This is a genomic window from Bacillus sp. PPSBB_2 (assembly GCF_045291115.1).
Classification (GTDB): Bacteria; Bacillota; Bacilli; order Bacillales; family Bacillaceae_G; genus Bacillus_A; species Bacillus_A cereus.
Genome location: NZ_CP147983.1, coordinates 3,272,420 through 3,285,177 on the forward strand (window position 1 = coordinate 3,272,420; position 12,758 = coordinate 3,285,177).

The following is a 12,758-nucleotide window of genomic DNA, read 5'->3' on the forward strand; positions in this document are numbered from 1 at the left end:
TGATAGCAATTGGTGGTACCACTTATAGGATAATAGAAGTTTGCATTTTCAATTTTTTCACACTCTATTAACAAGACAGTTATAGCATTCTGGTTTAGCGTTAAGAATGTGAATATATTCCTACTTCTTTATTATCAAAAATTTCATCTATACTTACCCTTAAATTTACACCTTCTGTAGCCCTTGCTTCTACAATCATTGATTCAGCAGTGTAGAAGCGTATAGATAGATACCTATGATGTAACATAAGCGGAATTGCATTTACATCTAGTTTAGCGGTAGTTGTTCCCTTTGTATAAATATAGGACCACTTGCTTTATAAGACGAATTAACACTATGATATTGGTAATTCAGTAAGATTACCTCTGCATCCTTCAAAATAACCTGTCCATTTAATCAAGAGATTTTTATCGTTATATTTGTAATATAAAAATACTGTATTTTTGTAAATAATATAGTGCGGGGTATTATGAAATGATTGTTAAAAATTAATTATATAGAGATATAAATTCGCACGGATTTATTATCTCAAAAAAATATATTTTAAAAAAACGTATTTTATAGTATGATATACACTAAGGACCGAACGGTTCGGTCCTGATAAAATTTATAAGGAGGAGATGTTATAAAATGAGGAATTTATATAAAAAAAGGCCTATTTTAAGCATGTTATTGTTCTTTTTAGTAATTATGGTAGCTGGAAAGATCTTAGGATTGATTATTAATCCTATTGTTCCAGATCCACATGTAGCTAGTTTTATTGTACGATTGATAGTAATAGCTTTAATTATTATTATGAACATTTAAATTTTTAATATCAATATGGGGAGAGCTAGGCATAAAGCACTGTTAGGTATTATATTATTGCTACCATTATTCATCCCAATGTGGGTTAATATATCGCAATTAACCCCGGAAGATTTAGAGAAATTAAGCATATATGACTATGCTGTAGTAGGATTAGATGCATTTGCTGTAGGTGCGTTTGAAGAAATACTTATGCGTGGAATTTTATTGAATGGATTTTTAATTGCATTTAGCCATAAAAAACATGGTATTTGGTTAGCTGTTATTTCTTCAAGTATTTTATTTGGGATTGCACATTTTGTGAATTTACTGTCTGGAAGTCCATTAGATTCTACACTATTCCAAGTGTTTTATGCGACTATGTTTGGAATAGCATTTTGTGCTGCATATTTGAGAACAAATAATTTATTGATACCAATACTTATTCATGGAATTATCGATTATCTTTCTTTCTTACAAGATGCTGCAAATCCTGCAAGTACTCAGGACCCAGGAATAATGCATCTAGGTATTGTTGTGTTGACTATTTTAGTAATCCTTTTTGCTATACCAGCTATTTTTTCTGTTGTATTTTTAAGATCAAGCAAAAGAGAAGAGATAATAAATATGAATTTAAATATGAGACAAAACTAGAGTTTTTAGTTTCTCTTTAATAACTTCAATGAGGTTTGTGTATATTAAACATAAAAAATCTCATTTTAAAAAATAAATAAGACAAGAAAACTGAAGAAATATAAAAAAGCTGACAATTTTGTATCAGTTTTTTTATATTTTTTGATGTGATAAATTTTTACTCATTAGAAGAGTTAAGAAATCAAATTGAGGAAGATGAATTTGCCGGTTGAAACACTTAAGAAAGTTTTAATTTAGAAATAAAATATTTACTCTTATCTACAGAAATAAAAGATAAAATAGTAAAAAAATCAACATACCAAAATATGACATCCGAAAGGTTGAGTAATTACAACACGAATTGGATGAATTTACTGAAAGATATATTGAGTTTTCTGTAAAACTTAGATCTTAGAACCTGTCTGAAATCTATGATATAATCTATACAAAAAAGGATGTTTCCTAATGATACATGATTATACCAGTAATATTACTCGTAAACAGTTTGAACTGATTCGTGAAGATTTAGAAAATGCACGGAAAACGACGCGCCCACGCACAGTTGATTTGTACGAGGTATTCTGCGGTGTACTATATTTGCTTACGACAGGTTGTCAATGGCGTAATCTGCCAAGGGACTTTCCAAACTGGAAAACCGTCTATTCCTACTACCAGATTTGGCGGAAAGTAGACGAGAATGGCATAAGTCTTCTTGAAAAAGTGCATAAAAAAATTGATCGAAACCTATCGTGAACAAGAGGGNTGAAACAAGTCCATGAATTATACTCTTTACGCTGGCAGATCGAAATTGTTTTTAAAACGTGGAAATCATTGTTTGATATAGATCATTGTCGCACTGTCAAACAAGAAAGAATAGAGTGCCATTTATATGGAAAACTCATCGCTATTTTTTTATGTTCTTCTACGATGTTTAAAATGCGTCAACTTTTGTTACAGAAAAAACAAAAGGAATTAAGTGAATATAAAGCAATTGGAATGATTCAAGATCATCTATTTCTCCTCTATCAAGCCATAGAAAACACCCAAGAGATAACAAAGCTTCTAACCCGCCTGTTCCACCTTCTAGAGAAAAACGGACGGAAATCTCATCGATATGAGAAGAAAACAGTCTTTGATATCATGGGTGTTATCTATGAGTATAGTGGATATAGCAAACAAAAGAAAGCTGCATAAGAAAAAAATGAAACCCGTTAGGGTTTATTTCGTGTGCTTATTTTTAATAACTTGCCCCCATTTGGGGAGACTTTAGTTCAAATGAAGAAAAGTTAATTTTGTATCCATTCTTAAGTTGATGGGCATGTGTTCATATCCCCATAAATTAAAATTTTCTTTCTCTACAGATAGCTATTCTGAGAAGCCGCTCATTTTTTCGTTTTAGGGGCATTTCTTTTTCTTAAGTTGATGGGCATGGGGTACCGCCACATGTCCATCAACTTAAGAACTTTCTTTAACCCCAAGTTTAAAAATACGCCATCCTTTTCTATGATTCTACAGAAAGAATAGCGTATTTTTTTATTTTAGGGACTATTTTGTTTTATTAGCTTAATAACATTGGCTTGCCCCCGTAATTCCAAAATCCCCAAAAATTTTTTAGAATAAGTTTTTCGAACCAGAAATATATATTTCTAACTATAAAAACTATGGAAAGATTTATCTGTTTTTCCTTTTTACCTACTTGCTAAATTCAGCAAGTAAAATATTTTTAAAAGGATCAGAAGGACTATAACTAGTTTTATGGCCATTAAAATTGATGGCCAATGTATGCTTGCCTCCAAGTGTGCCTCCAGCAAAAGTAGAAAACCCTGGAGAGGCACCTGCGTGTCCCCATATCGAGACACCGTTTGGAAGTTTAGTTTCATAGATTCCAAGACCATATCTGCCGATTTCAGCAATTCCTGTAGGAACTGTAGTAAGCATTTGTTTTAGTTGCTGTTCCTTCATTAATTTTCCACTGAGTAAGTAAGAGAAGAATTTGTTTAAATCGTCAGCAGTAGAAATCATATCTCCATCCGAGCTACCTGGGTATGAATAAGTAACGTCTTTTAGCTCACTTTCTCCGTCATATCTTTCATATCCACGGGCATGATTGGTACCTGGAATAACAGTTGAATTACCAGGTAGGAATGTATTCGACAATTCGAGCGGTTCAACAATCCGATTTTCAACCTCTTCCGCATAGCTGTTTCCAGTTACTTTTTCAATAAGGATACCCAGTATTACGTATCCTGTGTTTGAATAAGACCAGCCCTTACCTGGAGCAAAGTCTGGTGGAAGAGAAATTCCCATCTTTACTAATTCTTCAGCCGTATACAATTTTTTTGTATCCATAATATCATAGTCTTTTGACTTTAAGTATTCAGCAATCCCACTTGTATGATTCAATATCTGCCGAATCGTAATCTGGTTAGCATCATATCCGTTTCCTTGAATGACGCCAGGCAACCATTTTTCGATGGAGTCATCTAGATTCAAGCGGTTCTCTCCAGCCAATTGAAGTAGAACTGTTGCAATGAATGTCTTCGTCGTACTGCCAATGCGAAAGCGAAAATCTGTTTTCATCGGCTTCTTGGTTCTCAGATCCGCTATCCCGGCGGCATAGCTCCAATTTTTGCCACCCTTAGAAATTTGAGCGAGTATTCCAGGGTATCCAAGTTGGAGTGAATCCCGTATTGCTTTCTTAACGGAAGTACGATCGCTTTGATTACTTGTTTGTAACGAACTAGATACATTTTGCGTGGGTTCTGCTTTTACAATTGAGGCTGGTGTTATGTATAACAGGGAACTTCCAGCTATTAAAAGTGATAGACTTGCACATGTAATTTTACTGCATGTTTTCATAAAGCATCCTCTCCTTTATTTAAATTGTAAAGTTAGTTGCTTGCTGTTTCGTATTAATCACACAGCTATCATCTCCAACAATGACAAAAAAGTCAGAATTAAATTCGTAATTATATTCATAATTATTATTTTTACAAAGGCTATTCTGTCTTAACAAACGGTAAATCCCTTTTCTTCCACATGTATGTTAACCCCAGAAATTACTTCTTTTCTTTGAAACACTCTTATTACTGGTTTGTTTTTTCATATATAAGTCATATCTGTTCCGCCTTTCACACCGCCTTATATTTTTATCCTACACAATGAAAATCTCTTTTTTCTTACCTATTCCTTACAAATTACTTACGTTCAAAATAGCTTCTATAATAGGATAGAAGGAGCATCTGTACCCGAAAGTTCAAAGTATTTTCCAATAAATATATTTATCAAAAAGAAAAACAGGTTTTTTTCGCTTCTATGTTTCTTTTTTTCGTTTTGGGGAACAATTAATTCTTAAGTTGATAGCGATGGGGCGGGACCCCAAACAGTACGATTTTATTTCAAAGACACAACGATCTTACTACACACTTTTTATTTATCCCACACTCTCATCTGCTAGTATTACTATTTTTTATTACTAATGTTGCCGTTTCACTCGGATGGCTAAGAGGAAAATGATGGCCATATGGAACAAAATCAACCTTACCAAGATGCGATGGAGCAGAATAGGCTCTGTCATAATTCCCCCAAATAATGTGAAGATTATACTTTGTTACTTCATTGAAATCACCTTGATCGTTTTTCAGTAGTAAACTGTTAAGCTGAACCGTAGTATTTAAAATTCTAGGAGAAGTAAAACTGTTACTTATTTTTTCAATATAATGTTCAGGGATGCTCTCCGTACTTTCAAACAAACCATTACTTAATAAATAACGCCCTATCAAATTAGTAGTTGCTAATTTTAATGTCCATTTGTTCATAAATTGAGGAACATTTAGCGATTTAGCATTTTTTTTAGCAACAGGTGGCTGAAGTAAAGTGATTGCATACTTCTTATCTATGTACTCTTGTGCCAATGCTTCCAGAAGAATAAACGCACCGAATGAATGGCCAATTAGATGTGCACCATTCGTAGCTTTCTCCAATAACTTTTTCACTACATTCAAATAGATACCTAGAAGATTTTTCTCTCGTTTAAAAGGAGAACGTCCCAAACCTGGAAGATCCAAGATCCATACAGGTTGACCAGTTTTTTCATGAAGCTCTTGTGCTAAAGGAAATAAATCCTCTCCATCACTCAATAAACCATGTAATAAAATAAACGGTTTACCCTCTCCTTGTAATTGGTAAAGGGTATTGTTATCGCATAATGTTCGTTTAAATACATGATTATGCTGGCCATTTTGATACATCATTCGATAATCCAGATCAGCTACTACGGCAGGGAAAAACTTCATTACACTCGTCTTCTTAAACCAATCTCCTCCCATAATTTTTTTCGCTGAAACATTTGAAAATTTTTGTTTTGTAATAAAATTCAGTCCATCAGAAGGAATTTTTGTTATTTTACTTACTCCACTATTCATAATTGCTTGCATAAATGGCATTGGGACAGAAATTTTGGGTGCCCTCATATTCATACTTTCCGACATGATACTTAATAATTCAGTAATGTTCTGATCGTACTGTTTGTCTTCAACAAGTGTATATGTTTGAATAGTCGGTTGCTCCAATCTGAAAACCTGCACAATAAACTTCGCAAGCTCATCGTTTGAAATAAGTGGTAACCTATATCCCTTACCTCCAGGAATCACTGGCATGAGCCCTCTTCGCATACTCATCACAAGCAAACCTAATCCTGCTATCTGCTCTGTACTCCCTGTTTTACTACTACCGACTACAGTTGGCGGATTAATTACAGAAAGCGGATAACCTACTGCTGATGCCTGCTGACGGATATAGAGATCTGCTAAAAATTTTGTTCTCTCATATGGATTTTTTATTTTCAAATAATTGTTTCCTTCTTGAAACACATCAATTGCAATCTTGCTATTTTTATCATCAAAGGGACTCATATAACCTACAACATGAATAAATTGTTGCAAGCCCTTCAATTGATGAATGCTTTTAGCTAATTCACTAATATGTTTGGCGCCATTTAAAAATACGGAAGCTGCCTCTTTACTTGTCGCTTGAATATCCATGGGGCCTCCTGCGTGAATAATCACATCCGTTTTCAATACCCTCTCCTTATCTTCAGCACTTAGACCTAAATCTATTTTCGTCAAATCACCTTCAATAAAATGCATAACTTCCTTTTTTAAGATGCCTCTTTCTTGAAAAAGGCGTATTGCTTTACTTTTCGACCTCACTAAAAGAAGAATTTTAACATCCTCTTTGGCTAATTCTTTCACTAATTGCTTTCCAATAAAGCCTGTTCCACCTGTTAAAAATACTGTTCTCATATAAAATCCCCCTTTTAGTACTACTCAGTACTAATTCGATGTAAAAAAAAATGCTTCTTTTATCGAAGCAATTTTAAAAAATGATCTGCTGTTTTCGTAATTACAGTTGCATCCTTCAATGTTTCTGAAATAAATAACGCTCCTTCAAGATTTGTAATAAAAAGTGATGCAACCTCATCAATATGAATCGTATTTCTGAATTCTCCATTCTCTACCCCTTGTTTAAGTAATAGAGAAACTTTCTTTTGTAATCCTGTAAAAAAAAGACCTATTTTTTCTTTTATTTGCGTGGCCTGTGTAGGACTTTGAATATAAAGAGTAATAAATGGACAGCTCCCCTTATACTCTCTCGACTGAACTCCTTGTGATAATTGCTTTAAAAACAGTTGGATACGATCTTCAACTAAAAATTGGTTCTGAGAAAGTACGTCATCAATTGCAGATTGATACATTTCAATCCAATAATCAACGACCCCTTCTAATAATACTTCCTTATTAGAAAAGTGATAATACACATTAGACTTTGAAACTTTGCTTACACGTACTAATTCATCCATACTTGTATAAGCAAATCCTTTTTCTAAAAATAATGTTGCAGCTACTTCAATCACACGTTTTTGATTCATTAATTTTACCTTTGTCATAATTAGAACTATATAGTACTAATTTAAATATTGCAAGTATTTATGTTAATTTTAAAAAAAGTTTGATTAAAAAAGTTCCACTAACATTGATTTTACTGCAAAAGAATCTTATTTTGAATAAAGTTGAACTGCCCCCCCGAAATTGTTCATTCACTATCGACTAATAGAGGTCACCATACATGTCCATTAACTTAAGAAAAAGAAATGCCCCCAAAACGAAAAAATGAGCGTTTTCTCAGAATAGCTATCTGTAGAAAAAGAATTTTTTAATTTAGGGATATATGAAAGTATTGGCTTGATGGTGATATGGCGGTACCTCAAATAAAGAAATTTTAAACATCTTAATCTGCCTTTCCTTTATGTAAATATGGGAATAATGAAATTACCCCAAGGATAGCTAAACAAGCTCCAATCCATAGAGGAGATACAAAACCATATCCTTTACTGATCCCAAGACCACCTAGTGACGAACCAATAACAATACCTAGCGTAATAAAAGAACTATGAACGGTATTTATCATTATTCCATTACTAGCTGTTTTCATCACCCTCGCAACCATAGCTGGATTCAATGCTACACCAGTTAAACCAATAAAAATCGTAGAAATAACTGCAATGTATTTATTCTCTGCACTTAAAGCAAATAAAGACAACGCTATGATTAATATAATTAATCCACCCATAAGTATTTTCATTGTAAATTTATCAGCGAACTTGCCAATTATTATATTCCCAATTACCGTCGCACTACCATAGAGAGCAAGTAAATATGGAATACTTGCACTTGAAAACCCTGTAACATTTGTAAAGATAGGAGTGAAATAACTAAATGCTGCAAACGTACCACCAATAATGAACATACTTGTTACGTACGCTGCCCAAAGATGAATATTCTTAAATCGCAGAAGTTCATCTTTCCAATTTAATTGCTCTTTATTTGAAGATGATGGTAACAACCGTTGAATCATAATCCCTGATACTAGCACAAGAACAGAAACAGCCCCAAAACTAATACGCCAGCCAAAATATTGCGAAATAACGGTCGTTATAGGTAAACCTAATACAGTTGCGAACATTAAACCTGCAAGTACAATTGATGCAGCTTTTCCCCTTGAATCAGAGTGAACCAATGTCGCAGAAAAGGAAATCGCAACTCCAAAAGCTGAAGCTGAAGCAATACCAGTTATAATACGTGAAATCATCATAATATCATAGTTCCAAGCAATAGCTCCGAGCGATTGACCAATTAAAAATATGAACATTAAAAACAATAATGCTTGTTTGCTGCGCATTCGTAAGAGGATTGCAGTTAAAATGGGGCCTCCTATTACCATTGCTCCTGCATAAGCTGAAATTAAATACCCAATAGATGATACAGGAACCTGGAATGCAAGAGCAAGTTCATTCATCATACCTGCAACCATAAATTCTGATGTAGTCATACAAAAGATTGCTAAAGCTAATAAATAAATAAATAATCGATGACATAAAAACACTCCTTATTCATTATTGTAATGATCGGTACAAAAATAGTGCGAAAAAAGAGCGCACTAAGCGCCACAAATAGACTCTACTGTTCCTTTGATAACTTGTTCAGACAACATCCGATTTTGCATCGATACATTAAGAACACGGAATCCGTAATAACTGCTTAAAAGCAGACTAGCTAATTCCTCAGCTGATTGCTTCTTTGAAATTTCACCTGTTTGCAATCCTTCCTCCATCACTGTTTCAATAGCTTGTTTAAGAAGGTCAACATGCTTCGAGAAAATTTCTTGTACCATTAAATCGTTTTTAGCACGTTCTATACTGGCATTAATCAATAAACATCCTTTTTGATCCATATTCTCAAAGTCTTCTTTCAATGCCCATTCAAAAAAATTACTTAATCGTTCTTTAACTGGAATTGGAGTATGTAACAATTTCCTTTGTTCCCTAATCCCAATTTCATGGTAGCGTTCTAATACTTGTTTATACAGTTCATGTTTACTACCGAAAGTATTGTATAAACTTCCTTTTCCAAGTCCTGTATCACTGCATAAATCTTGTGTAGAACACCCTTCATATCCTCTTATCCAAAATGTTTTCATTGCAACATCTACAATTGAGGAATAATCAAACTCTCGAGGTCTGCCGCGTTTATTCAATCGTATCCTCCTCTCATTTTAAAGATAACATGAATAGAATACCCTTTTTGTACCATGCGGTCAATAATTTTGTTTTATTGTACTGTAAAATAAAATTTGATTATTTTAGATTACGAATAATGAAAAATAGCCCCTTTATTCAAATTTCCTAGCGAAAAAATCACGTTTTAATAGACTTCTTTATCATCCCTACCTTTCTATAGATTACTAGTTATGAAACAAGGATCGTTTCATAACTAGTAATTTACTTGATTAGCTTGATGAGTATGGAGTAGTGCCCCTATAAGCAAAACCCTCCAGAAACATCTAAAATCTGCCCAGTTACCCAGCGGCTATCAGAAGAAGCAAGGAATACTACTGCATCTGCAATATCTTCAACTTGCCCTATTCGCCCGAACACAGATGAATTCGTAGCAAAACTTCGTATTTCCGGATCATCTAGCAATTTTGCATTAATATCTGTCTTCGTATATCCAGGCATAATTGTATTCACTGTTATACCTCTTTCTCCGAGATGTTTAGCTAGAGGAAGTGTCATCGTATTTAATGCACCTTTGCTTAAGCCGTATGCAATTGAGCCTGTAAAACCAAGTCGTACTTCAGCTGATGAAATGTTAATAATACGCCCCTCTGCTCGTAGTAACGGCAATGTTTGCTGAATTAAGAAGAACGGTGCTTTAATATTTACAGACATAATTTCATCAAAAACTTCTTCTGTCGTATTTTCAATCGTTCCTTGTGTACCTATCCCTGCATTGTTTACTAAAATATCAATCTCTGATGTACCAACTTTTATTTGTAATTCATTCTTTAACTGTTTTACTAGCTTTTTGACACCATCAATTGAATTGAGTTCAGCTTCAATTAAGAACGCTTTTCCTCCATTAGATTCAATCTCACTAATTGTTTCATCTGCAGCTGTTTTATTTCGGCCGTAGTGAATCGCAACTAATGCTCCATCTTTCGCCAATCTCATCGCAATCGCACGGCCAATTCCGCGACTCGCTCCTGTTACTAACGCTACTTTCCCATCAAGATTCTTCATTTTTTCCATCCTTCCTAAATTTCCGTTTGATAAAAACCTATACTTATATTTTCATGTAAACACCAATCATTTTAAATATAGATTTATAGGTAATTTAGTCCATTCGCTTATGATATTATAGTTATAATTCGTAATTTACTTTATAAAACAAAAATAAGGAGGCTACACAATGCAAAACGCCGTAAAACTGGATGAAATCGATCATAAAATTATGAACTTGTTGTATGAAAATGCGAGAATTTCTGTTTCAGAAATAGGACGAATTATATCCATGACGCAGCCTGCTGTAAAAGAACGTATTAACAAGCTTGAAGATCAAGGAGTTATAGCGGCTTATCGAACTAAATTTGAGCCTGCAAAAATTAATAAAAACATTCAAGCATTCATCATGTTTAAAACGAGCCAATGTACTGATTTTATTCAATATTGTAATGCCGCTCCTGAAGTAACTGATTTATACCGAATTAGCGGGGAATTTAATTATATGATGAAGGTCATGAGCGATTCGATGGATTCTCTCGCTACATTTTTAGACTCTTTAATGCAATTTGGATTATCGTCTCCTTTAATTGTTTTAAAGAGTGAGTTTGAGGAGAAATTGTCGTTCTAATAAAGGGATACGTATTATCCCCGGCTAACAGTAAAAGTTTTTTCGTTATGAGAAAAGCCAATAAAATTAATGATTAGTAAACAAAAAAGAACATTGATATTTCAATGTTCTTTTTATATCTCTACTTATGAATTAGATCTCTATTCGAAAAAAGCACCTTAATCCCCTTACCCTTGATTCCTCTGCACCTCTCTAAATTCCTCCTTCACCTTCTCTAACAACCCTTCTTCCGTAATTAATCGATACGCCGTATTTGCTAATGCTTTTGCCGATGTAATTAATGCTTTATCTCCAAGTTCTGAACGTGCTGCTTCTCTAAATTCATTCGTATGTGCGATTAAATCATCTGGTCCGATTTTAATGTACGGATGAATTGTCGGTACAACTTGACTTACGTTTCCTGCGTCGGTTGAACCGATCCCTACTCTTTCTTTACGATTTACATCTTCACCTAATAGTTCTAGTTCTTCCGCTACAATATCGTTATATGTTTTTGTTACGAGTAATTCATCGATTTCATTTTGGAATTGATGGATTTTTACTTTTGCACCTGTTGCTAACGCTGCTCCCTCAGCAATGTTTCTTACTTTTTCTGTTACTTCCGCGCATCTTTTTCGCGTTGCTGCACGGATGAAGAACCTTGCTGCGGCATAGTCAGGAATAATGTTAGGTGCTTTTCCGCCTTCTGTAATGACGCCATGAATTCTCACGTCTGACGGAAGTTGTTGGCGAAGTGCGTTAATACCGTTATAGAGCTGAATCACCGCATCTAATGCGTTAATTCCCTCTTCTGGTGAAGCTGCGGCGTGAGCTGTTTTTCCGTAAAAATGAAAATCAAGTGGATCGACTGCTAGTGAAGGACTCGTTGTCGCTGTTTTTCCGCTCGGATGAATCATAAGCGCCGCATCAATGTCTTTAAATAAACCTGCCTTTACATAACTTGATTTCGCGCTACCATTTGGCCCTCCTTCTTCTGCTGGCGTACCAAACACGACAACTTCTCCGCCAATTTCTTCAAGTGTTTCTGATAATGCGATTGCTGCTGCAACACTAATTGTGCCGATTAAATTGTGACCACACGCATGACCGAGTCCTGGTAAAGCGTCGTACTCCGCTAAAAATGCGATTGCCGGTCCTTGTTTTCCAGAGCTTTTTCGCGCGATAAATCCCGTTTCATGTCCAGCTATATTGTGCTGCAACTGAAACCCTGCACTACCTAGTAATAAACTTAACGTTCTTGATGCGTAAAACTCTTGGTTTCCAATCTCCGGATTCGCATGAATATCATGACTTGTTTCTATGTACTTTTCCTTATTTCTTTCGATACTCTCTTCAATTGTTTTTCTTTGTGACGCTACTCCTGTCGCTCCCATTTTTCTTCCTCCTTTTATTTTCACGTAAAAAAGCCTCTTTCTAAAAGATAGAAAGAGGCTTCTGTATATATACAGTCAAAATGAGCTTCTTTCTTATCTTTCAAGTTACCTTGCTGGAATTGGCACAGTATTCATAACGAATCCGCTGCCGAGGTATCATAGGGCCAGTCCCTCCACCTCTCGTGATAAGAATTTTCATAAAATTATATTAAATTAT

Annotated in this window: 9 protein-coding genes, 3 pseudogenes and 1 riboswitch; of the genes and pseudogenes, 4 read left to right on the forward strand and 8 right to left on the reverse strand. The window is 34.5% G+C overall.

Features of this window, described 5'->3' with window-relative positions:
* Window positions 1–57: 57 nt before the first annotated feature.
* Window positions 58–387: pseudogene (locus V6946_RS16225) on the reverse strand (DUF1203 domain-containing protein); the annotation flags it as partial.
* 477 nt (window positions 388–864) lie between these two features.
* Between V6946_RS16225 and V6946_RS16230 the strand changes: the two are divergent.
* The 3 genes and pseudogenes from V6946_RS16230 to V6946_RS16240 form a co-directional block, all read left to right on the forward strand.
* A complete protein-coding gene (locus tag V6946_RS16230; RefSeq protein ID WP_366982210.1) occupies window positions 865–1,440 on the forward strand; it encodes a CPBP family intramembrane glutamic endopeptidase in 576 nt (191 codons plus the stop codon).
* Between the two features lie 444 nt (window positions 1,441–1,884).
* Window positions 1,885–2,154 (forward strand): annotated as a pseudogene (locus tag V6946_RS16235) (transposase); the annotation flags it as partial.
* A gap of 30 nt (window positions 2,155–2,184) precedes the next feature.
* Window positions 2,185–2,613: pseudogene (locus V6946_RS16240) on the forward strand (transposase); the annotation flags it as partial.
* Between the two features lie 498 nt (window positions 2,614–3,111).
* Here the strand turns inward: V6946_RS16240 and V6946_RS16245 are convergent.
* The 6 genes from V6946_RS16245 to V6946_RS16270 all read right to left on the reverse strand — a co-directional run bounded on the left by V6946_RS16245 (window position 3,112) and on the right by V6946_RS16270 (window position 10,558).
* A complete protein-coding gene (locus V6946_RS16245) occupies window positions 3,112–4,278 on the reverse strand; it encodes a serine hydrolase (protein WP_006918177.1) in 1,167 nt (388 codons plus the stop codon).
* Window positions 4,279–4,865: 587 nt separating this feature from the next.
* The gene (locus V6946_RS16250; RefSeq protein ID WP_006918179.1) at window positions 4,866–6,722 is read right to left on the reverse strand and encodes an alpha/beta fold hydrolase; all 1,857 of its coding nucleotides are present in this window, start codon (window positions 6,720–6,722) and stop codon (window positions 4,866–4,868) included.
* Window positions 6,723–6,781: 59 nt separating this feature from the next.
* Window positions 6,782–7,348 (reverse strand): TetR/AcrR family transcriptional regulator, encoded by a 567-nt coding sequence (locus V6946_RS16255; protein ID WP_001072322.1) that lies wholly within the window; start codon window positions 7,346–7,348, stop codon window positions 6,782–6,784.
* 359 nt (window positions 7,349–7,707) lie between these two features.
* Entirely contained in the window at window positions 7,708–8,808 is a 1,101-nt protein-coding gene (locus V6946_RS16260; RefSeq protein WP_406622068.1) for an MFS transporter, read from the reverse strand.
* Window positions 8,809–8,916: 108 nt separating this feature from the next.
* Window positions 8,917–9,513, reverse strand: a complete 597-nt coding sequence (locus V6946_RS16265; protein ID WP_366982282.1) for a TetR/AcrR family transcriptional regulator — start codon at window positions 9,511–9,513, stop codon at window positions 8,917–8,919.
* A gap of 280 nt (window positions 9,514–9,793) precedes the next feature.
* Window positions 9,794–10,558, reverse strand: coding sequence for an SDR family oxidoreductase (locus tag V6946_RS16270; protein WP_006918186.1), 765 nt, complete (start codon window positions 10,556–10,558; stop codon window positions 9,794–9,796).
* A gap of 169 nt (window positions 10,559–10,727) precedes the next feature.
* On the opposite strand from V6946_RS16270, the gene V6946_RS16275 reads away from it, so the two are divergent.
* Window positions 10,728–11,168, forward strand: coding sequence for an Lrp/AsnC family transcriptional regulator (locus V6946_RS16275; RefSeq protein ID WP_006918188.1), 441 nt, complete (start codon window positions 10,728–10,730; stop codon window positions 11,166–11,168).
* 167 nt (window positions 11,169–11,335) lie between these two features.
* On the opposite strand, the gene V6946_RS16280 is transcribed toward V6946_RS16275, so the two are convergent.
* Window positions 11,336–12,541, reverse strand: a complete 1,206-nt coding sequence (locus tag V6946_RS16280; RefSeq protein ID WP_149149782.1) for a M20 family metallopeptidase — start codon at window positions 12,539–12,541, stop codon at window positions 11,336–11,338.
* Window positions 12,542–12,631: 90 nt separating this feature from the next.
* Window positions 12,632–12,733, reverse strand: a riboswitch (SAM riboswitch).
* Window positions 12,734–12,758: the final 25 nt, after the last annotated feature.